The sequence below is a fragment of the Pseudomonas sp. LH21 genome, from assembly GCF_036549575.1.
Classification (GTDB): domain Bacteria; phylum Pseudomonadota; class Gammaproteobacteria; order Pseudomonadales; family Pseudomonadaceae; genus Aquipseudomonas; species Aquipseudomonas peradeniyensis.
Window position 1 is genome coordinate 4,648,424 of record NZ_CP144367.1, and the last position, 22,765, is coordinate 4,671,188.

General features: G+C 64.9%; 15 protein-coding genes. 12 read left to right on the forward strand and 3 right to left on the reverse strand.

The genetic code is table 11. The annotated features are described in order from the left end of the window. The first annotated feature begins 70 nt into the window (after positions 1-70). The 3 genes from glpK to glpD all read left to right on the forward strand — a co-directional run bounded on the left by glpK (position 71) and on the right by glpD (position 4,224). Positions 71-1,570: a glycerol kinase GlpK gene (gene glpK, locus VUG52_RS21270; protein WP_050704018.1), complete on the forward strand. Its 1,500-nt coding sequence runs from the start codon at positions 71-73 to the stop codon at positions 1,568-1,570. A gap of 113 nt (positions 1,571-1,683) precedes the next feature. Then, entirely contained in the window at positions 1,684-2,439 is a 756-nt protein-coding gene (glpR, locus tag VUG52_RS21275) for a DNA-binding transcriptional repressor GlpR (protein ID WP_050704017.1), read from the forward strand. A 255-nt stretch (positions 2,440-2,694) separates the two neighbouring features. Further along, complete coding sequence (gene glpD, locus VUG52_RS21280) at positions 2,695-4,224, forward strand: glycerol-3-phosphate dehydrogenase (protein ID WP_050704016.1); 1,530 nt, start codon at positions 2,695-2,697, stop codon at positions 4,222-4,224. On the opposite strand, the gene VUG52_RS21285 is transcribed toward glpD, so the two are convergent. After that, positions 4,225-8,355, reverse strand: a complete 4,131-nt coding sequence (locus tag VUG52_RS21285) for an NEL-type E3 ubiquitin ligase domain-containing protein (RefSeq protein WP_220689936.1) — start codon at positions 8,353-8,355, stop codon at positions 4,225-4,227. It abuts the gene before it with no gap. 319 nt (positions 8,356-8,674) lie between these two features. On the opposite strand from VUG52_RS21285, the gene VUG52_RS21290 reads away from it, so the two are divergent. From VUG52_RS21290 to VUG52_RS21320, 7 genes are all read left to right on the forward strand, one after another. Beyond that, positions 8,675-9,592 carry a glutamate/aspartate ABC transporter substrate-binding protein gene (locus tag VUG52_RS21290; protein WP_050704015.1) on the forward strand — a complete coding sequence of 306 codons (918 nt, stop codon included), beginning with the start codon at positions 8,675-8,677 and terminating at the stop codon, positions 9,590-9,592. Positions 9,593-9,739: 147 nt separating this feature from the next. Continuing rightward, positions 9,740-10,486 (forward strand): amino acid ABC transporter permease, encoded by a 747-nt coding sequence (locus VUG52_RS21295; RefSeq protein ID WP_023629014.1) that lies wholly within the window; start codon positions 9,740-9,742, stop codon positions 10,484-10,486. Beyond that, positions 10,487-11,158 carry an amino acid ABC transporter permease gene (locus VUG52_RS21300; protein WP_011532506.1) on the forward strand — a complete coding sequence of 224 codons (672 nt, stop codon included), beginning with the start codon at positions 10,487-10,489 and terminating at the stop codon, positions 11,156-11,158. It begins immediately after the preceding gene. Then, positions 11,155-11,889, forward strand: coding sequence for an amino acid ABC transporter ATP-binding protein (locus VUG52_RS21305; RefSeq protein ID WP_050704014.1), 735 nt, complete (start codon positions 11,155-11,157; stop codon positions 11,887-11,889). The genes VUG52_RS21300 and VUG52_RS21305 overlap by 4 nt, the downstream gene beginning before the upstream one ends. Positions 11,890-11,957: 68 nt before the next feature. Next, a complete protein-coding gene (locus tag VUG52_RS21310; protein ID WP_050704013.1) occupies positions 11,958-13,862 on the forward strand; it encodes a sensor histidine kinase in 1,905 nt (634 codons plus the stop codon). Next, a complete protein-coding gene (locus VUG52_RS21315) occupies positions 13,859-15,187 on the forward strand; it encodes a sigma-54-dependent transcriptional regulator (RefSeq protein ID WP_050704012.1) in 1,329 nt (442 codons plus the stop codon). Before VUG52_RS21310 ends, VUG52_RS21315 begins: the two co-directional genes overlap by 4 nt. 27 nt (positions 15,188-15,214) lie before the next feature. Further along, entirely contained in the window at positions 15,215-15,550 is a 336-nt protein-coding gene (locus VUG52_RS21320; protein ID WP_050704011.1) for a GlpM family protein, read from the forward strand. A gap of 209 nt (positions 15,551-15,759) precedes the next feature. Here the strand turns inward: VUG52_RS21320 and VUG52_RS21325 are convergent, their stop codons facing one another. Next, positions 15,760-16,755, reverse strand: coding sequence for an alpha/beta fold hydrolase (locus VUG52_RS21325; protein ID WP_331832046.1), 996 nt, complete (start codon positions 16,753-16,755; stop codon positions 15,760-15,762). Between the two features lie 197 nt (positions 16,756-16,952). Between VUG52_RS21325 and metR the strand changes: the two genes are divergently transcribed. Beyond that, positions 16,953-17,870, forward strand: coding sequence for a transcriptional regulator MetR (gene metR / locus VUG52_RS21330; protein WP_050704009.1), 918 nt, complete (start codon positions 16,953-16,955; stop codon positions 17,868-17,870). On the opposite strand, the gene VUG52_RS21335 is transcribed toward metR, so the two are convergent. Continuing rightward, positions 17,854-18,267: an NUDIX hydrolase gene (locus VUG52_RS21335; RefSeq protein WP_050704008.1), complete on the reverse strand. Its 414-nt coding sequence runs from the start codon at positions 18,265-18,267 to the stop codon at positions 17,854-17,856. The two genes, metR and VUG52_RS21335, sit on opposite strands and share 17 nt — an antisense overlap. A gap of 175 nt (positions 18,268-18,442) precedes the next feature. Here VUG52_RS21335 and VUG52_RS21340 point away from each other — a divergent pair, with 175 nt between their 5' ends. Then, positions 18,443-22,729, forward strand: a complete 4,287-nt coding sequence (locus VUG52_RS21340) for a DEAD/DEAH box helicase (protein WP_331832047.1) — start codon at positions 18,443-18,445, stop codon at positions 22,727-22,729. Positions 22,730-22,765 lie beyond the last annotated feature (36 nt).

Below are 22,765 nucleotides of genomic sequence, written 5' to 3' on the forward strand. Positions count from 1 at the left end.
CGGGCCCGGACCGCAAGGCCGGCGCCCGCCACGCCCTGACCTACTCCCATATTCGCGCAAGGCCACCGACATGACCGATACCCTGGACAAGAACTACATCATCGCCCTGGACCAGGGCACCACCAGTTCGCGCGCCATCATCTTCGATCGCGACGCCAACGTGGTGGGCACCTCGCAACGTGAATTCGCCCAGCATTACCCGCAGGCGGGCTGGGTCGAACACGACCCGATGGAAATCTTCGCCACCCAGAGCGCGACCATGGTCGAGGCCCTGGCCCAGGCCGGCATCAGCCACGCCCAGGTCGCCGCCATCGGCATCACCAACCAGCGCGAGACCACCGTCGTCTGGGACAAGGAAACCGGCCGCCCGGTGTACAACGCCATCGTCTGGCAGTGCCGCCGCAGCACCGACATCTGCGCCCAGCTCAAGCGCGACGGCCACGAGCAGTACATCCGCGAGGCCACCGGCCTGGTCACCGACCCGTACTTCTCCGGCACCAAGCTCAAGTGGATCCTCGACAATGTCGAAGGCGCCCGCGAACGCGCCGAACGTGGCGAGCTGCTGTTCGGCACCATCGATACCTGGCTGATCTGGAAATTCTCCGGCGGCAAGGTGCATGTCACCGACTACACCAACGCCTCGCGCACGCTGATGTTCAACATCCATACGCTGCAGTGGGACGAGAAGCTGCTCGATATCCTCGGCATTCCGCGTCAGATGCTGCCTGAGGTACGCCCATCGTCCGAAGTCTATGGCAAGACCAAGAGCGGCATCGACATCGCCGGTATCGCTGGCGACCAGCAGTCGGCGCTGTTCGGCCAGATGTGCGTGGAGCCGGGCCAGGCCAAGAACACCTACGGCACCGGCTGCTTCCTGCTGATGAACACCGGCGACAAGGCGGTCCAGTCGTCCCACGGCCTGCTCACCACCATTGCCTGCGGCCCACGCGGCGAGGTGGCCTACGCCCTCGAAGGCGCAGTGTTCAATGGCGGCTCCACCGTGCAGTGGCTGCGCGACGAACTGAAGATCGTCAACGACGCCTACGACACCGAGTACTTCGCCAGCAAGGTCAAGGACAGCAACGGCGTCTACCTGGTACCGGCCTTCACCGGCCTGGGCGCACCCTACTGGGATCCGTACGCCCGCGGCGCATTGTTCGGCCTGACCCGTGGCGTCAAGGTCGATCACATCATCCGCGCCGCCCTGGAATCGATCGCCTACCAGACCCGCGACGTGCTCGACGCCATGCAGCAGGACTGCGGCCAGCGCCTGAGCGAACTGCGGGTGGACGGTGGCGCGGTGGCCAACAACTTCCTCATGCAGTTCCAGGCCGACATTCTCGGCACCTGCGTCGAGCGCCCGAAAATGCGCGAGACCACGGCGCTGGGCGCGGCCTACCTGGCAGGCCTGGCCTGCGGTTTCTGGAGCGGCCTGGACGAGCTGCGCGACAAGGCGATCATCGAGCGCGAGTTCAGCCCGCAGCTGGATGAAGCGGCGAAAGAGAAGCTGTACAAGGGCTGGCGCAAGGCTGTCGATCGCACCCGTGACTGGGAAGATCACGACGCCTGATTGAGGAATGCCGGGGCTGCTGCGCAGCCCCAGTTGACCAAAGGCCTACTGGTCGTCATCCCCTTCCTACGGCATCATTGCAGAATTTGTCCGGCTGCCCCAAAGGACCGCCCATGAATCTGCCTCCACGCCAACAACAAATCCTCGAGCTGGTCCGCGAACGCGGCTACGTCAGCATCGAGGAGATGGCGCAGCTGTTCGTCGTCACCCCGCAGACCATCCGCCGCGATATCAACCAGCTCGCCGAGGGCAACCTGCTGCGCCGTTATCACGGTGGCGCGGCCTACGACTCGAGCATCGAGAACACCGCCTACGCCATGCGCGCCGACCAGATGCGCGACGAGAAGCAGCGCATCGCCGAAGCCGTGGCCCGGCAGATTCCCGACCATGCCTCGCTGTTCATCAACATCGGCACCACCACCGAATCCATCGCCCGCGCCCTGCTCAATCACAACCACCTGAAGGTCATCACCAACAACCTGCACGTGGCGGCGATCCTGGCGGCCAAGGACGACTTCGAGGTGCTGGTGGCCGGCGGCACGGTTCGTCGCGACGGCGGCGTGGTCGGCCAGGCGAGCGTCGACTTCATCAACCAGTTCAAGGTCGATTTCGCCGTGGTCGGCATCAGCGGTATCGACGAGGACGGCAGCCTGCTGGACTTCGACTACCAGGAGGTGCGGGTATCCCAGGCGATCATTGCCAACGCCCGCCAGGTGCTGCTGGCGGCGGACTCGAGCAAGTTCGGTCGCAATGCCATGGTCCGCCTCGGGTCTATTAGCTTGATCGACTGCCTGGTGACCGATCAGGCCCCCTCTCCTGCCCTGACTCAGTTGCTCAACCAGTACAAGATTCGTCTCGAGGTGGTTTGACGCCCTGGGCGTGACCGCATGCCTCCCCTTGTGTCACCCACGAGATCGAGCGCCACCCGCGCGGCGCTCGATTTCGGCGACCCTGAAGATCACCTATTTTTCACCCCACCTTTTTCACAAATGTTCATTTACCTGTCATCCGATCAGTTTTTTCTATAAAGACTGACTGGCAGCCGCCTGTTCATTGCGCTAGTATTTTCGAAAACGAACATCAATGTTCATATTCGATGTGAACAGCCCCAGGAGGCCTTGCCCGTGTCCCAGCCCGTTTCGTCCCAGCCACCGCTCCAGGACTGCTACGACCTCGCCGTGATCGGCGGTGGCATCAATGGCGTCGGTATCGCTGCCGATGCCGCCGGGCGCGGCCTGAAGGTGCTCCTTTGCGAAAAGGACGACCTGGCCCAGCACACCTCCTCGGCCAGCAGCAAGCTGATCCACGGCGGCCTGCGCTACCTGGAACACTACGAGTTCCGCCTGGTGCGCGAAGCACTGGCCGAGCGCGAAGTACTGCTGGCCAAGGCGCCGCACATCGTCAAGCCCATGCGCTTCGTGCTGCCCCATCGCCCGCACCTGCGTCCTGCGTGGATGATCCGCGCCGGCCTGTTCCTCTATGACCATCTGGGCAAGCGCAAGCGCCTGGGCGCCTCGCGCGGCCTGCGCTTCGGCCCGGGCTACCCGCTCAAGCCGGCCATCACCCGCGGCTTCGAATACGCCGACTGCGCGGTGGACGATGCGCGCCTGGTGGTAGTCAACGCCATGGCCGCACGGGAAAAGGGCGCGCACATCCACACCCGCACCCGCTGCCTGCGCGCCGAGCGCGTCGACGGCCTGTGGCAGGTAGAACTGCAGCATGCCGACGGCAGCCTGCAGAGCATCCGCGCCCGGGCACTGGTGAACGCGGCCGGCCCCTGGGTCGCCAGCTTCATCAAGGACGATCTCAAGCTCGACGCACCGTACGGCATCCGCCTGATCCAGGGCAGCCACCTGATCGTGCCGCGCCTGTATGAAGGCGAGCACGCCTATATCCTGCAGAACGAAGACCAACGCATCGTCTTCTGCATTCCTTACCTGGATCGCTTCACCCTGATCGGCACCACCGACCGCGAATACAGCGGTGACCCGGCCAAAGTAGCGATCACCGATCAGGAAACCGACTACCTGCTAAAGGTGGTCAACGAGCACTTCAACCACCAGCTCAGCCGCGCCGATATCCTGCACACCTATTCCGGCGTACGTCCGCTGTGCAACGACGAGTCGGACAACCCGTCGGCCGTGACCCGCGACTACACCCTGGCACTGTCCGCTGCCCAGGGCGAGGCACCGCTGCTGTCGGTATTCGGTGGCAAGCTGACCACCTACCGCAAACTCGCCGAGTCGGCCATGGCCGAACTGCAACCGTTCTTCACCCAGATGCGTGGCAGCTGGACTGCCGGTGCCCCCCTTCCGGGCGGCGAAAGCATGACTACCGTCCAGGCCCTGGTTGATGCCGTGCTGGCACGCCATGACTGGTTGCCGGTGGATATTGCCAAGCGTTGGGCCGTGACCTACGGCAGCCGCGTATGGCGTCTGCTCGAAGGCGTGGAAGGCCCAGAAGGCCTGGGGCAATCGATTGGCGGCGGGCTGTTCAGCCGTGAGGTGGACTATCTGCGCGAGCAGGAATGGGCGGTTGACGCCGCCGACATCCTCTGGCGCCGGACCAAGCTCGGTCTGTTCACCTCGGCCGCCGAGCAGCAGGCACTCGAGGAGTACCTGCTGCAGAACCAGACTCGCGTCCAGGCCGCCTGATCACCCCTCGACGGCAGGTACGACCGGCAGGAGGCGAGCATACGCCTCCTGTGCCAGGCTCAGGCGCAGCGCCTGCAACGAGGCTTCGTACTTAACCCGCAGGGCCTCGGAACGAACCAGGTACATCTGTTCGGAGAGCGCCGCAGCCTGTGTAAGCTGCTCATCCAGGGCAGAGACCAAGGCATCTACCTTCTCCGGATAGCGCGCATGCACAAAGCTGTCCCAGAATGGTCGTTGCGCCAAAGCCTCGCTCAGCCGTTGCGGTGTCTCTTCCCGCCGGACCTTGAGCATGGCCGTATTCAGATCACCCGGTGACACCCTGGCATCCGTCAGGTAATACATACCGTCAGGTTGGGCGGGAAGGCCCAATGGCCCGGCAAGATGCGTCCGGTAGGCCATGTAGACTTCGATCGGGTCCACCTCCCCGCCCCGACGTTCGAGCTCCTGCACCTTGCGTGCAGCGAGGGTATTGACCTCATCCAGCCGATATAACGCCCGACCGGCCTTCAGCAATGCCTCCTCGCGCTCGGCCAGACGCCTCCCCGCCGAAGCACGCTCCACATACAACGTGACCTCAAGCTCACTGAGGATCAGCAACAAGCGATCCTCGCAGGCACGCTCCCCGCCAGCCTGGGCGAACATCACTGCACGCAGCTCGGTGTTCTGCTCGCATGCATCGATCATTCGCCAGATGCGCCTGCGATAGAAATCGGCATGCTCTCGAAAATCCTCGGTCCGGGCAAAATCGGCGAAGAACTGGAACAGCGCCGTCGATTCAGGTTCTTCGCGCAGCCTCAGCCACTGGGCTTCACGCCGACTACGCAGCTTGCCCGTGCTGCCGGCCAACCACAGCTCCCGTGCCGCCTGATCGATCAGTTGGTGCTCGATGGGATGGCGATTGACGGGCTCACGGGACGCCAGGTTCACCAGCGCCTGGCTGGCTTCATCCAGCGGATTGTCATGCAGGACCATCCGCTGCAGACGCAACTGCAGGTTGTGCAAGTCCTGGCGCACATGCTGAATGCTGTTGTTGCGCAGGTCGACCACACCCTGCCAGGGCAACTGCTGAACCCGCTCGGGCAACGTGGCGATCTCGCCCGAATGCAGCGACAACCGACGCAGGTGCCGCAACCCATTCACATCCGGGGCCCAACCGAGCGGGTTATGGCCCAGGTCGAGTTCCCGCAGATTGACCAGGGCCAGCAGGCGCTGGTTGCCGGCACTGTCCATGGCGATCTGGTTGTACCCAAGTCGCAGGTAGCGCAGCGAGGTAAGGCGCTCGATGCCCGCCGGCACCTGGGTCAGCCGGTTTTCCCGCAGGTCGAGTTCCACCAGCCCGGTGAAGCGTGACAGGAAGTCCGCATCGACGTCGGCAAGGTCCATGTCGCGCAGGGTCAAACGGGTCACATGGCCATAGCTGATGCCTGCGGGCAGGCTCGGCAGGCTGCCGACCTGCTCGCCACGGACCATCAGCCAATGTCCACCATCGCCCAGGACCCGACTCTTGCGGCGCCAGCAACGACGCATGACGGTGGCCACGCGCCGGCGCCTGAGCTTGGCGAGTATGCCGCCGCCTGCGCTGCACCAGCTCTGCAAGCCCTCTCGTAGACGGTTCAACTGATGTTTCAGCTGGTTGTAGTGCACCCACGGATCGACATGCCTGGCCAGCAGGTCCAGCAGGTAGTTTTCCAGCTCCTCCTCGCCAAGGGTCGGGTAGATCTGATGAATCCCCCGTCGACTCGCCTGCCGACCACCTGGAGTACGGCCACATAGTGGATATCCCAGGCGGCCGTCGGCGAAACGAGCCGGCGGGCGGATTCCCTCTCCGACCGGCGCCTGCCTGATCAATATGGCTGCCTGCTCACGCTGGGTACCCGCCAATGCTGCCAGCTTGTCTGTCAATGCCATTTCGCCAAGCGAGGCATCACCCAGCAACAGCTTCTGCGACGAATCCAGATGCAGGCATATCGCCTGGATCAGACTGTCCTGCTCCGACGCCTGCGGTAACGGGATGCCGTTACCATCCTGGGCTTGATAACCCTTGGTGCCGCGAACGATATAGCGAGTATCTGCGGCCTCCGCACTGCCGACCTGCGTGCGCAACATCCCCTCACGAGAACCGTCGCGCAATTCAACGCGCACGTTTTCAGACCACGGAGCTTGCTGGTCGACCAACCCCAGGGCCAGACGCTCGCTGTCCAGATTCACCGCGCTTGCCTGGCGCAAGCCAGCGCAAGCCCGATCCAACCGACTGTCACGCATAAACCAGCGCGCGTGCTCGGCGAGCTCCAGCGGGATACGCTGCTTATCGAGCATCTCTGCGAGCTGCCGCCCATTGGCCTGTTCGATGATTTCCTGCGCGCCACGGTGGCTCAGACCGGGGAAGTCCCGTCTCAACAGCAACGCTTCTGGAGTCTCGGTACCTTGCCTGGATCGCACCTCGGCTTCAAAGGCTTCGTCACGCAACGAGGGAAACTGCTCGTGCAGCTGATAGCGCTCCCAGGCATCGAGCAACCGGGCGGGAGGTGAAGCCTGCTGCACATGCAATCGACGCAGGTGCTCCTCGCCAAAACCGGTACCTTCGGCCAGCCGCAGGGCCTGCTCATCGGTCATGTCACTCAGTTCTCGGCCTAGCCGACGCATCAACAGGCCTGTGCCGGACCATTCATGGGGTTCCTTTGAGCCCTTGAACAACTTCGTCTGCCCGGCGTCATCGACTATCGGTACCAGGTTGTCTACCTTCAGCGAACGCTCCATCACCTTCCCGGCCGCCACTCCCCCCGTGGCAAGGATGGCAGCCACCGCAAGGTTCTCGGCCACCCCGAACATATGCTGCAAGGCGGCCTGACGGTCACCTATCGCCCAGTCCTCGTAGCCCTCGTACACCTCGTTGGCGATCTGGGCGGCGGCCACCCCCAGCATGACCTCGCCAAGCACTGGCACGAAGAAGCCCGCCAGATTGAGCAGGGTAAGCCCGGCTTCCAGATAACGCTCGAATCGCTCGCGACACGCGTCGGCGTCTGCTTCCGCGGTGGGCACCGCAAGCACACGCGCGTCATCCAGGATTTTCTCGATACGCAACTTGCGCAGATACGCAATCAACGTGCCTTCGAACGCCAGATGACGCCCATCCAGTTCGACATCCCGGCAGCTATCCGTATCCTTGAGCAGCTTTTTGAGGACAGTGGCGAACACTGGCCTGTCTCGCTCTCGGATGAAACGCATGAAGAAATCGACATAAGAGGGTTGCCGCATGCGCCTGGCCAGCGTCAGGTACAACGCAGACCAGGAGGCATGATGCTGGATGGGCTGTACCGGGTCGTCCGGAATCCAGCTCAGGATACCCGTAGCAGCACCCGCAGCCTGCTCCCGGACTTCCAAGGTCACCACACCTTCCATGCGCTTGCCCAGCAGGTTCAGCTGGCGGTAGGTCAATATGGCCGGATCGCCGGGAACGATCGGTTGAGGCACACACGATGGCAGCAGTTGCAGGTAGGCACGCTCATCGATGTGCCCTTGGAGAATCGCGCGACGCACGGCGACCTCCATGCGGGCCCGAATGTCCTCTTCGATCTGCGCATGAACGGCCTCCTTCGCCAGCGAGTCGCTCGGCTGCAGACACGCCTTTAGCAACTTCTGGTACTGACCGCCCAGGTCCAGTCTGCGGCAGAGTTTCGCGAACTGAGTGAAGCTGACATTCAACTGCTTTTTATCCGCCCCTAGCAATGTGGCCACCGTCAGAACGCCAGGCGTGGTCTGATCCTCGGTGTAGTTGTGCAGCGCCGCACTCAGCAGCTCGCGGTTGGTGGTGCGCCGATACCACAGCTTGGGCGCCGAATTCAGCGGCACCGGGTGATAGGCCTCTTGCACGATCTTCACACTGCTGGCGCGCACATTGGTATCGAGCTTGAGCTGTGTGAGCAGCGCCTGCCTGAGCAAGGGCTCGGCAAACGTATCGAGCGCGGGCACGGGCGCCAGCAATTCACGCATCTTCTCGGCACTTTTCTGCTGCGCCTTGAGTGCGCGATGCAGTCCCTGCAAGCGGTCGACCGCGGCGGTTTGCAACCAAGCCGGCAAACGCTTGGCAATCAACGCATCGATGGAATCGGGGGCAATCTCATGAAGACTCATCCAGCTTCTCCTGATGGGAAAAGCCACAGTTGACCCGCGACCGGCCAAGCCCTGTCGGTAGATAGTTGCATGTCTTCATTCGGATTTCCGAACGGCATTTCACAACGCGTTCGGTTTGACGGACATCAAATGACACCCAAAAACCTTCAACAAAGAGTAATACCTAGTATTTTCGCGGCGTTATCATCAAGGTTGGGGCTTGGCACGACTCATGCTCTACACTTGGAAGCCGAATGCACCACGCTTCATGCTGTATTCGTTGAACGAAAGAGTCCGCCAACGGCTCCATAAAAAAAACAAACACGTCGAGGAAAATTTGATGCGCATCGTTCGTCAATTGCTGGGCGCCGCCATCGCGGCAGCAATCATTTCGTCGCCTGTCATGGCCGAAGAACTGACCGGCACCCTGAAGAAGATCAAGGACTCCGGCACCATCACCCTGGGCCATCGCGACTCCTCCATCCCGTTCTCCTACCTGGCCGGCAAACCGGAACCAGTGGGCTACTCCCATGACATCCAGCTGGCCGTCGTCGAAGCCCTGAAGAAGCAACTGGGCACCGACATCAAGGTCAAGTACAACCTGGTCACCTCGCAGACCCGCATCCCGCTGGTGCAGAACGGCACCGTGGACCTTGAGTGCGGCTCCACCACCAACAACGTCGAGCGCCAGCAGCAGGTCGGCTTCTCGGTGGGCATCTTCGAAGTCGGCACCCGCCTGCTGACCAAGGTCAAGGATGGCCAGCCCTCCTATAAAGACTTCGCCGACCTGGCCGGCAAGAACGTGGTGACCACCGCCGGCACCACCTCCGAGCGCATCCTCAAGGCGATGAACGCCGACAAGCAGATGAAGATGAACGTGATCTCCGCCAAGGACCACGGTGAAGCCTTCAACATGCTCGAAAGCGGCCGCGCCGTGGCCTTCATGATGGACGACGCCCTGCTGGCAGGTGAAATGGCCAAGGCCAAGAAGCCTTCCGACTGGGTCATCACCGGCACGCCGCAGTCGTACGAAATCTACGGTTGCATGGTGCGCAAGGACGACCCGGCCTTCAAGAAAGCGGTCGACGAGGCCATCGTCGCCTACTTCAAGTCGGGTGACGTCAACAAGAGCTACGACAAGTGGTTCCAGCAGCCGATTCCGCCAAAGGGCCTGAACCTGCAGTTCCCGATGAGCGACGAGCTGAAGAAGCTGATCGCCGAGCCGACCGACAAGGCGGCGGACGAGAAGAAGTCCTGACCTCCGGCAAATAGTGGCCTGAAGCGCATCCGCGCGAATCCATCCAACAGGCCACTTAGTTAGTGTCTAACCTTTACATCCGAGGGCGTCGAACGCCCCCGGATGTATCGAGGTGCCCGTGAAACAACCGTCTGAGGGGAAATCCCGATGAATTACAACTGGGACTGGGGCGTGTTCTTCAAGTCCACCGGCGTGGGCAGCGAAACCTATCTGGACTGGTACGTCACCGGCCTGGGCTGGACCATCGCCATCGCCATCTCCGCCTGGATCATCGCCTTGCTGCTGGGCTCGCTGCTCGGCGTGATGCGTACCGTACCCAATCGTCTGGTGTCAGGGATTGCCACCGCCTACGTCGAGCTGTTCCGCAACGTGCCGCTGCTGGTGCAGCTGTTCATCTGGTACTTCCTGGTACCGGACCTGCTGCCCGAAGGCCTGCAGGAGTGGTTCAAGCAGGATCTCAACCCGACCACCTCGGCGCTGATCAGCGTGGTCATCTGCCTCGGCCTGTTCACCGCCGCCCGTGTCTGCGAGCAGGTGCGCACCGGCATCCAGGCGCTGCCCCGCGGCCAGGAGTCGGCCGGGCGCGCGATGGGCTTCAGCCTGCCGCAGATCTACATGAACGTGCTGCTGCCCCAGGCCTACCGGATCATCATTCCGCCGCTCACCTCGGAATTCCTGAACGTGTTCAAGAACTCCTCGGTGGCCTCGTTGATCGGCCTGATGGAGCTGCTGGCGCAGACCAAGCAGACCGCCGAGTTCTCCGCGAACCTGTTCGAAGCATTCACCCTGGCCACCCTGATCTACTTCACCCTGAACATGGGCCTGATGCTGCTCATGCGCATGGTCGAGAAGAAAGTCGCGGTACCGGGCCTGATTTCCGTGGGAGGCAAGTAAATGGACATGGATTTCAGTGAAATCATCCCGGCCCTGCCCGCCCTGTGGGACGGCATGGTCCTGACCCTGCAACTGATGGTCATGGGCGTGGTCGGCGGCATTGCCCTGGGTACCATCCTCGCCCTGATGCGCCTGTCGTCGAACAAGCTGCTGGCCAATATCGCCGGCACCTACGTCAACTACTTCCGCTCCATCCCGCTGCTGCTGGTGATCACCTGGTTCTACCTGGCGGTGCCGTTCGTGCTGCGCTGGATCACTGGCGAAGACACCCCGGTGGGCGCGTTCACCTCCTGCGTCGTGGCCTTCATGATGTTCGAGGCGGCCTACTTCTGCGAAATCGTCCGCGCCGGCGTGCAGTCGATCTCCAAGGGCCAGATGGGCGCCGCGCAGGCGCTGGGCATGAGCTACGGCCAGTGCATGCGCCTGATCATCCTGCCCCAGGCGTTTCGCAAGATGACCCCGCTGCTGCTGCAACAGAGCATCATCCTGTTCCAGGACACCTCGCTGGTCTACACCGTCGGCCTGATCGACTTCCTCAACTCGGCCCGCTCCAACGGCGACATCATCGGACGCTCCCATGAGTTCCTGATCTTCGCCGGTGTCGTCTACTTCCTCATCAGCTTCTCCGCTTCCTGGCTGGTCAAGCGCCTGCAAAAAAGGATCACCGTATGATTTCCATCAAGAACGTCAACAAGTGGTACGGGGACTTCCAGGTACTGACCGACTGCAGCACCGAGGTCAAGAAGGGTGAAGTAGTGGTCGTGTGCGGTCCTTCCGGCTCGGGCAAGTCCACCCTGATCAAGTGCGTCAACGCGCTGGAGCCGTTCCAGAAAGGCGACATCGTGGTCGACGGCACCTCCATCGCCGACCCGAAGACCGACCTGCCCAAGCTGCGTTCGCGGGTCGGCATGGTGTTCCAGCACTTCGAGCTGTTCCCGCACCTGTCGATCACCGAGAACCTGACCATTGCCCAGCGCAAGGTGCTCGGCCGCAGCGAGGCGGAAGCCACCAAGAAGGGCCTGGCCCTGCTCGATCGTGTGGGCCTGGGCGCCCACGCCAAGAAGCACCCCGGCCAGCTGTCCGGCGGCCAGCAGCAGCGCGTGGCGATCGCCCGCGCCCTGTCGATGGACCCGATCGTCATGCTGTTCGACGAACCGACCTCGGCGCTGGACCCGGAAATGGTCAACGAAGTACTGGACGTGATGGTCGAGCTGGCCCACGAAGGCATGACCATGATGTGCGTGACCCACGAGATGGGCTTCGCGCGCAAGGTCGCCAACCGGGTGATCTTCATGGACAAGGGCAACATCATCGAGGACTGCCAGAAGGAAGACTTCTTCGGCAACCCGAACGCCCGCCACGAGCGCACCCAGCACTTCCTGAGCAAGATCCTGCAACACTGAGTCGGCTACAGTGACGCTGCCCGGCCACCTGCCGGGCAGCGGATGCTGGTCGTGACAAGGCCACTGTGATGAAATGCGATCCTTCGCTCCTTCGCCCTGCCCAGCCCGCCGTGAAATCCCGTCTGATCCGCCAACTGCTTGTCCCGCCCCTGGTCATCCTGCTGATGGTCGGGCTGGGCTTCGCCGCCTTCCTGATCAGCGAGAGCAATGGCATCCGCACTCTCAGCGAGAACGGCGAGCGTCAGCTGGAGCTGCATGCCCGCACCGTCGAAAGCGAAATCAGCAAGTACACCTACCTGCCCAGCCTGCTGGAGCTGGAAGACAGCGTCTCGCGCCTGCTCACCGACCCCGAGGCCGGTGACCGCCAGACCGTCAACGAATACCTCGAAGGCCTGAACCGGCGCAGCCGCAGCCGGGCGATCTTCGTCCTCGACACCAACGGCCGGGTCCAGGCCACCAGCAACTGGCGCGACGCCGACTCCTTCCTCGGCGAAGACCTGGCGTTCCGAGCCTACTTCCAGGTCGCCGTGCGCGGCGAGCCGGGGCGCTTCTACGGCATCGGCAGCACCACGGGCGAGGCCGGCTACTACCTGGCCCACGGGCTGGAGGAGCACGGCAAGATCATCGGCGTGGCGGTGATCAAGGTGCGCCTGGACACCCTTGAGGAGCGCTGGCAGCGTGCCCGCCTGGAGGCCTTCGTCAGTGATGAGAACGGCATCATCATCCTCTCCAGCGACCCGGCCCGGCGCCTGAAATCGGTACGCCCGTTGACGCCGCAGATCAAGGAACGCCTGGCGCGCAGCCTGCAGTACTACTGGTGGCCGCTCAACGAACTGCAACCGCTGGCCCGCGAAACCCTGGCCGACGGCGTGGAGAAGCTCACCTTCCCGGCCAACAGCGAGACCGACCAGGGCAAGCAACGTGAGGTGTCCTACCTGGCCCAGACCCGCCGCCTGGTCGACACCCCCTGGCATTTCACCCTGCTCACCCCGTTGCAGGACCTGCGCCGCGAATCGATGATGCAGGGGATCCTGGTGGGCGTGGCCTTCGCCCTGCTGGCGATCCTGGCCATCGCCTGGAACGAGCGGCGCAAGGTGATCGCCACCCGCCTGGCCGCCCGCGAGGCGCTCGAAGAAGCCAACAGCCAGCTGGAACGCAAGATCACCGAGCGCACCGCCGACCTGCGCGCCAGCAACGAACGGCTCAAGGGCCAGATCCGCGAGCGCCGCCACGCCGAGCAGACCCTGCGCCACGCCCAGGATGAACTGGTCCAGGCCGGCAAGCTGGCAGCCATCGGGCAGATGTCCACCAGCATCGCCCACGAACTGAACCAGCCGCTGGCGGCCCTGCGCACCCTGTCCGGCAACACCGTGCGCTTCCTTGAGCGCGGCGCGCTGGAAACCGCCAGCGCCAACCTGCGCACCATGAACGACCTGATCGACCGCATGGGCCGCATCACCGCCAGCCTGCGCTCATTCGCCCGACGTGGCGACGACAGTGGCCAGGCCTCGTTGGAGAAGGCCGTGGAGGCCACCTTGCAGGTGCTGGCCAACCGCATCAGCGCCTGTCATCTGCAACTGCACCGGCAGTTCGACGACCAGCTGCTGGCCATCGACCAGACCCGTCTGGAACAGATCCTGGTCAACCTGATCGGCAACGCCCTCGACGCCATGGCCACCCAACCCCTGCCGCAACTGTGGCTGGAAGGCGAAGTCCAGGGCGACAAGTACCGCCTGCGGGTGCTCGACAACGGCCACGGCATCGATGCCGAGGCGCGCAAGCACCTGTTCGAACCCTTCTTCACCACCAAACCGGGCGAGCATGGCCTGGGCCTGGGCCTGACCCTGTCGGCGAGCCTGGCCACCGCCGCCAAGGGTACACTGAGCGTCGAACATCCCGCCGGTGGCGGCACCGCGTTCGTGCTTGCCCTGCCCCTGGTCACGCCCCCTAGCGAATTGGCTGAGCCTCTATGAAACAAGCCCCTCTCACCGTCCTGATCGTCGAAGACGACCCGCACGTGCTGCTCGGCTGCCAGCAGGCGCTGGCCCTGGAAGACATCGCCTGCGAAGGCGTCGGCAGCGCCGAACAGGCCCTGGAGCGCATCGGCGACGACTTTGCCGGTATCGTCGTCAGCGATATCCGCCTGCCGGGCATCGATGGCCTGGAACTGCTCAACCGCCTCAAGGCCCGCGACCGCAGCCTGCCGGTGGTGCTGATCACCGGCCACGGCGACATCGACATGGCGGTCGGCGCCATGCGCAACGGCGCCTATGACTTCATGGAGAAACCGTTCTCGCCCGAGCGCTTGGTCGAGGTGGTGCGCCGCGCCCTTGAACAGCGCGGCCTGTCTCGCGAGGTGTTCGCCCTGCGCCGCCAACTGGCCGAGCAGAGCAGCCTGGAAGGGCGCATCATCGGCCGTTCGCCGGCCATGGAGCAGTTGCGCGAACTGATCGCCAACGTCGCCGACACCTCGGCCAACGTGCTGATCGAAGGCGAGACCGGCACCGGCAAGGAGCTGGTCGCCCGTTGCCTGCACGACTTCAGCCGGCGCCAGGGCCAGCCATTCGTGGCGCTGAACTGCGGCGGCCTGCCGGAGAACCTGTTCGAAAGCGAAATCTTCGGCCACGAGGCCAACGCCTTCACCGGCGCCGGCAAGCGCCGCATCGGCAAGATCGAACATGCCAATGGCGGCACGCTGTTCCTCGACGAGGTCGAGAGCATGCCGATCAACCTGCAGATCAAGCTGCTGCGCGTGCTGCAGGAGCGCACCCTGGAACGCCTGGGCTCGAACCAGAGCATCCCGGTGGACTGCCGGGTGATCGCCGCGACCAAGTCCGACCTTGCCACGCTCGGCCAGAGCGGCCAGTTCCGCAGCGACCTGTACTACCGGCTCAACGTGGTCACCCTGGAGCTGCCGCCGCTGCGCGAGCGCCGCGAAGACATCCTGCAACTGTTCGAGCACTTCCTGCAGCAATCGGCCCTGCGCTTCGATCGCGAGGCGCCGGAGCTGGACAGCCAGACCCTGTCGCGGCTGATGGCCCACGACTGGCCGGGCAACGTGCGCGAGCTGCGCAACGTCGCCGAGCGCCATGCCCTGGGCCTGCCCGCGTTCAAGAAGGGTCCCAGTGGTGGTGCCAGCCAGGGACTGGGTTTTGCCGAGGCGGTCGAAGCGTTCGAACGCAACCTACTCAGCGACGCGTTGCAGCGCACCGGCGGCAACCTGAGCCAGGCCAGCCAGGAGCTGGGCATGGCCAAGACCACGCTGTTCGACAAAGTGAAGAAGTACGGCCTCGGCTGATCGGCAACCTGACCCTGGAAGTTCAACGTGGACCTGGTATTCAAAGCGGCCCTGGGCGCCGGCGTGGTGGTGCTCCTGGCGATCCTGTCGAAGACCCGCAACTACTACATTGCCGGCCTGGTGCCGCTGTTTCCCACCTTTGCCCTGATCGCCCACTACATCGTCGGCAAGGGGCGATCGCTGGAAGACCTGAAGACCACCATCCTGTTCGGGATGTGGTCGATCATTCCGTACTTCGTGTACCTGGCAACCTTGTACGTGCTGGTCGACCGCCTGCGCCTGGAAGCGTCGCTGGCACTGGCCACGGTGGCCTGGCTGGTGGCGGCGACGGTGCTGGTAAGCGTTTGGGTAAGAATGCACTGAGCGTACCGCAGGGCTATCGTGGGAGCGGGCTTGCCCCGCGATGGGCTCAAGTGTCCTGTCTCGGAAATAAGCTGTTCACTTTTGGCGGCGTCTTGGGCGCCCGGCCGGCGTTGCCACTCCTCGCCATAGCCCTGCTATGACTCGTCGCGGCGCCTTGGCCGGACACCCAAGCCACTCGCCAAAAGAGAACGTATTTCCGAGACAGGACACTAGAGCCGGGCGATATGCGTGACATCCTGCCGATGCGCCTGTAGGTAGGGTAGGACCGCCCCCAGCAACGGCGCCTTGAACGGCTCCTGGAAACGATGCGCCAGCCCCGGAATCAGCCGCAACTGACTGCCCCGGATATGCGCCGCCAGATGCACCCCGTGCATCACCGGCAGCAACGGATCGGCGGTGCCATGCACCACCAGCGTCGGCACCCGCAGCTGGTTGAGCAGCTCGACCCGACTGGGTTCGGCAAGGATCGCCATGATCTGGCGCTTGACCCCTTCCGGATTGAACGCCCGGTCATAAGCCACGGCGGCTTGTTCGAGCAGCGCAGCCCGATCATCCCGCACCTCGGGGCTGCCCAGCGCCGCCAGCAGGTCGGCTTGCTGTTCGATGGCCACTTCGCGACTCGGCGCGCTGCGCCGCGCCAGCAACTGCACCAGCGCCGGATCCGGCGCCGGCAGGCCGGCGGCCCCCGAACTGGACATCACCAGGGTCAGGCTGCTTACCCGCTCCGGGGCCATGGCCGCCAGATGCTGGGCAATCATGCCACCCATGCTCACGCCCAGCACATGGAACTGGCGGATCCCCAGGGCGTCCATCAGGCCCAGGCCGTCACCGGCCATGTCGGTGAGGGTATAGGGCGCCGACACCGGCAGGCCCAGCTTGTAGCGCAGCAGTTCGACGGTCAGGTTGGCCGAGGCCGGCAGCTGGTTCCAGCGCGACAGGCCGACATCACGGTTGTCGTAGCGGATCACCCGAAAGCCTTGGCGGCACAGCGCCTCGACCACATCGTCCGGCCAGTGGATAAGCTGCCCGCCCAGGCCCATGACCAGCAACAGCGCCGGATCGCGGGGCGCGCCGACGCTCTGGTAGACCAGGCTCAGCTCACCGAGCTCGGCCCGTTGCACCGGCACATGGACGTCGCAGCGACCCTCGGCGAAGCTCGCCGGCACGCTGACCAGCAGCAAGAAGAAAAGTAGTAAAGCCCGCATGAAAGAAACACCAGAATGCAGATCCCCAGTAGAGCGCGAGTCTGATGAAATCCGTTCGGGCGCGCTGCCACAAAACCGTGACAGTTTCATGAACCTTGCCGAGCGGTCGTGTGCATCCTGTTGTCGACAGCGCAGGGCAACATGAGGGAAACTCAACGAAACCTCGTTTTAGCTCAAAGAATGCTCACGGAGCCGTCGTGCTGGAAATCCGCCACCTGAAAACCCTTCATGCCCTACGCGAAGCCGACAGCCTGGTGGAGGCCGCCGAGCGCCTGCACCTGACCCAGTCGGCGTTGTCGCACCAGTTCAAGGAGCTGGAGGAACGCCTGGGCCTGCCGCTGTTCGTGCGCAAGACCAAGCCCATCCGCTTCACCAGTGCCGGCCTGCGCCTGCTGCAACTGGCCGACGCCACCCTGCCGCTGCTGCGCGGCGCCGAGCGCGACATCGCCCGCCTGGCCGGCGGCACCGCCGGACGCCTGCACATGGCAATCGAGTGCCACAGCTGCTTCCAGTGGCTGATGCCGACCATCGACCAGTTCCGCGACGCCTGGCCGGAGGTGGAGCTGGACCTGGCCTCGGGCTTCGCCTTCGCCCCGCTGCCGGCCCTGGCCCGTGGCGACCTGGACCTGGTGGTGACCTCCGACCCGGTGGACCTGGCCGGCATCACCTACGTGCCGCTGTTCACCTACGAGGCCATGCTCGCCGTGGCCAACCAGCACCCGCTGGCCAGCAAGCCATACATCGTGCCCCAGGACCTGCTCGACCAGACCCTGATCACCTACCCGGTGGAACGCGACCGCCTGGACATCTTCACCCGCTTCCTGGAGCCGGCCGACATCGAGCCGGCGGCGGTGCGCACCTCGGAGCTGACGGTGATGATGATGCAACTGGTGGCCAGCGGCCGCGGCGTGTGCGGCATGCCGCACTGGGCGCTGCACGAGTACAGCTCGCGAGGCTATGTGAAGGGCAAGCGCCTGGGCGAGAAAGGGCTGTTCGCCACGCTCTATGCCGCAGTGCGCACCGACATGCTCGATGCGCCGTACATGCGCGACTTCCTGCTGACCGCCAAGGACACCTCGTTCGCCACCCTGGACGGGGTCAGCGCGGTGCGTTGAGGCCTTCGCGCCACAGCGGCAGGATCAGGTCGCGAGTCAGGGGGGCCAGGTTCAGGTCCGTCGCCTGGTCGGCGGTCAGCCAGGTCACCTCTTCGATTTCCGCCGCCGGGTTTACCGTCGCGGTGCATTGGACGCGAAACAACTCGGCCTGCACCTCGAAGCCCGGCTCGTTGGCGGCCGGGGCGCTGAAACGGCCCAGGTGAATGGCCTGGGCCGGATCGACGCGCAGGCCCAGCTCCTCGTGCAGCTCGCGTACCAGCGCCTGGGCCGGCGACTCGCCTGCATCGATCTTGCCGCCGGGCTGCATGAACGCCAGGGTGCCGCGCTTGCGCACCAGCAGAGTGCGGCCTTGCGCGTCGATGAGCAGGGCGGCGGCGATGCGGATGGTGTTGGGCATGGTGGACTCACAGACAGATGAAGGGACGCAGGATACCTGACAAGGCCCTATCGCGGGGCAAGCCCGCTCCCACGACAGCCCTGCCGAATACGCGTGGGAGCGGGCTTGCCCCGCGATAGGCTTCCCGGACGAACGGCCCCTTGCCAATCCGCTGGCAACCCGCCATAACCCCCCCATGAACCTCCCTGCCCACCAACACCCGGTGCTCGACCTGTTCCACCCCGCCGTCGCCACCTGGTTCCGTCAGCGTTTCGCCACGGTCACCGAAGCCCAGGCCGGCGCCTGGCCGTTGATCCACGGTGGCCAGTCGATGTTGCTGGCCGCACCGACCGGCTCGGGCAAGACCCTCAGCGCCTTCCTCGCCGTGCTCGACCAGTTGTTCCGCGAGGGCCTGGCGCACGACGGCGAACTGCCGGCGCAGACCCAGGTCGTCTACGTCTCGCCACTCAAGGCGCTGTCCAACGACATCCGCCTGAACCTCGATGTGCCGCTCGAAGGTATCAGCCGACAGCTCGAACAGCTTGGCCTGAAGGCCCCGCGCATCACCACCGCCGTGCGCACCGGCGACACCCCGCAGAAGGAGCGCGCGGCCATGCGCAAGCTGGCGCCGCATATCCTGGTGACCACGCCGGAGTCGCTCTATGTACTGATGGGCTCGGCCTCGGGTCGCGAGGGACTGGCCAGCGTGCACACGGTGATCGTCGACGAAATCCACGCGCTGGCCGGCAACAAGCGCGGCTGCCACCTGGCGCTGACCCTGGAGCGTCTGCAGGCCCTGGCCGGCCGACCGCTGCGGCGTATCGGCCTGTCCGCCACCCAGCGTCCGGTGGCGCGGGTGGCGCGGTTCCTGGTCGGGCAGGAGCGCCCCTGCGCCATCGTCGATATCGGCCATGTCCGCCATCGCGACCTGGCCCTGGAAGTGCCGCCCGTGCCGCTGGGCGCGGTGATGGCCACGGATGTCTGGGACCTGGTCTACGACCGCCTCGCCAGCCTCGCCCGCGAGCACCGCACGACCCTGGTGTTCGTCAACACCCGGCGCTTGGCCGAGCGCCTGACCCGCCACCTTGGCGAGCGCCTGGGCAATCACGCCGTGGCCGCGCACCACGGCAGCCTGGCCAAGGAGCATCGCCTGGCCGCCGAGCAGCGCCTCAAGGGCGGCGAACTGCAGGTGCTGGTGGCCACCGCCTCACTGGAGCTGGGCATCGATATCGGTGAGGTCGACCTGGTCTGCCAGATCGCCTCGCCGGGCTCGATCGCCGCCTTGCTGCAACGGGTCGGGCGTTCCGGCCACCAGGTCGACGGCGTGCCCAAGGGGCGCCTGTTCCCCACCTCGCGAGACGATTTGATCGAGTGTGTCGCCCTGCTCGACTGCGTGCGCCAGGGCGAGCTGGACGAACTGCATATCCCGGTGGCGCCACTGGATGTGCTGGCCCAGCAGATCGTTGCCGAAGTCAGCAACCAGCCCTGGGACGAGCGGGCGCTGTTCGATTTGCTGCGCCGCGCCAGTCCCTATGGCCAGCTCGACGAAAGCCACTATCAGGCCTTGCTGCGCATGCTTGCCGAAGGCTTCAACGGCCGCCAGGGTATTCGCAGCGCCTACCTGCACCGTGATGCGCTGAACCACACCCTGCGCGGGCGCCGCGGCAGCCAGCTGTCCGCCCTGACCAGCGGCGGCACCATCCCGGAGACCGCCGACTACGCGGTGCTGCTCGAACCCCAGGCGCTGAATATCGGTAGCGTCAACGAAGACTTCGCGGTGGAGAGCATCGCCGGCGATATCTTCCAGCTGGGCAACGCCTCCTATCGCATCCTGCGGGTCGAACCGGGACGTGTACGGGTCGAGGACGCCCACGGCCTGTCGCCGACCATCCCGTTCTGGCTGGGCGAGGCACCGGGGCGCAGTGACGAGCTGTCCGTCGCGGTGGCCCGCCTGCAGCAGCGGATCGACCAGCAATTGCAGGCCGGCGATGGCCAGCAAGTGCGCGCCTGGCTGCAAGCGACATACGCCCTGGATGAAGGCTGCGCCGAGCAACTGCTCGACTACCTGGGGCGCACGTGGCAGGTGCTGGGCGCCCTGCCCTCGCAGCAAACGCTGGTGATGGAGCGCTTCTTCGACGAGTCCGGCGGCACCCAGCTGATCATCCATTCGCCCTATGGCAGCCGCATCAACCGGGCCTGGGGCCTGGCCCTGCGCAAGCGCTTCTGCCGTGCGTTCAATTTCGAGCTGCAGGCGGCGGCCAGCGAGGACGCCATCGTGCTGTCGCTGTCCACCAGCCACAGCTTCGCGCTGGACGAGGTATGGCGCTACCTGCACAGCCGCAGCGCAGAGCCGATCCTGGTCCAGGCCCTGCTCGATGCGCCGCTGTTCGGCGTGCGCTGGCGCTGGAACGCGGCGGTGGCGTTGGCCTTGCCGCGCTATGTGGGCGGACGCAAGGTGGCGCCGCAGATCCAGCGGATGAAGAGCGAGGACCTGGTGGCCGCCGTGTTCCCCGACCAGATCGCCTGCCTGGAGAATATCGTCGGCGAGCGACAGATCCCCAACCACCCGCTGGTGCAACAGACCCTCGACGACTGCCTGCACGAGGCCATGGACAGCGAGGGCTGGCTGGCATTGCTGCGGCGCATGGAAAATGGCGAGGTACGCCTGCTCAGTCGCGATCTGCCGGCCCCTTCGCCGCTGGCTTCGGCCATCCTCAACGCCCGGCCCTACACCTTCCTCGACGACGCGCCGCTTGAAGAGCGGCGTACCCAGGCCGTGCTCAACCGACGCTGGAACGACGTGCACAGCGCCGACGACCTGGGTGCACTGGACGGAGACGCCATCGCCGCGGTGCAGGCCGAGGCCTGGCCGCAGGCGAACAACGCCGACGAAATGCATGAGGCGCTGATGAGCCTGGGCGCCATTACCCAACCTGAAGTCGAGGATAATCCCGGCTGGCCGCAACTGCTGCTGCAACTGGCCAAGGCCGGGCGCGCCTGTCATCTGGATGCCGGGGAGCAACGCCTGTGGTTCGCCCGCGAGCGCCTGCAGGCGATGCTGATCCTGTATCCCGACGCCCGCCCGCACCCGGACGTTGCGGTGTTGCCGGGTTTCACCGATCCGCCCGACCTCGACACGGCCCTGGTCGAGTTGCTGCGCGCACGGCTCAGTGGCTTCGGCCCGTTGACCCTGGCCGAAATCATCGACCCGCTTGCACAGGCGGCGGGTAATGCCGAACAGGCCCTGGCCCGCCTGGAAGGCGAAGGCTATGTGATGCGTGGCCACTTCAGCCCAGGCCAGACTGGCCTGCAGTGGTGCGAGCGGCACCTGCTGGCGCGCATCCACCGCTACACGGTCAAGCGCCTGCGCCAGGAAATCGAGCCGGTCAGCCTGCAGGACTTCCTGCGCTTTCTGTTCGACTGGCAGCACCTGGGTGGCGAAACCCGCCTGCGCGGGCCGCAGGCGCTGAGCGAAGTGCTCGCCCAGCTGCAAGGCTTCCCCGCTGCCGCCGGCGCCTGGGAAAGCGACCTGCTGCCAGCACGGATCAAGGACTACAGCCCGCACTGGCTGGACGATGCCTGTCGCAGCGGCCAGTGGGCCTGGAGCCGACTGGCCTCCACACAATCAGCCAGTACCCTGACCAGCACGCCATTGGTGCTGCTGCCACGCGAACACCTGGGGCTGTGGCGCAGCCTGGCGCCCACAGCCGACCTCGAACAATTGGGTGCACGCGCACGACGGGTGCTGCAGACGCTGCAGGAACAAGGCGCCTTGTTCTTCGATGAACTGGCCCACGAAGCTCATCTGCTACCCAGCGAGCTGGAGACAGCCCTGCAGGAGCTGGTCGGTTCGGGCCTGGCCAGCGCCGATGGTTTCAGCGGCCTGCGCAGCCTGATAACCCCGGCGGCCAAGCGCACTTCGCGCAACAGCCGCCGTGGCCATCCAGCGCTGTCGAGCAGCATGGTCCACGCCGGACGCTGGGCACTGCTGCGTCGTTCGAGCACCGCCGTGGACAAGGACCTGCGCCTGGAACATGTGGCCCGCAGCCTGCTGCGCCGCTATGGCGTCGTCTGCTGGCGCCTGCTGGAGCGCGAGAGCGATGTGCTGCCGCCATGGCGCGACCTGTTGCGCTGCTACCACCGCCTCGAGGCCCGTGGCGAAATCCGTGGTGGGCGCTTTATCGCCGGGCTGGCGGGTGAGCAGTTCGCCTTGCCCGAAGCCGTGGGGCTGTTGCGCCAGGTACGCAGGCGCTTACCGCAAGGCGAGCTGGTAGTGGTCAGCGGCTGCGATCCGTTGAACCTGGTGGGTACCTTGTTGCCGGGGGCCAAGGTACCGGCGGTGGCGGGTAACCGCGTGCTGTACCGGGCGGGTGTCGCGGTGGCCACTCGGGTGGCGGGCAAGTACCAGTTTCTTGTCGACTCGACCGCCACCGAACAGACGCAATGGCGCCAGCATCTGTTGCGCGACACACCTGCGCTGTAGAAGGGGTCTACACAGGGTACACCTGGAGGCATCACC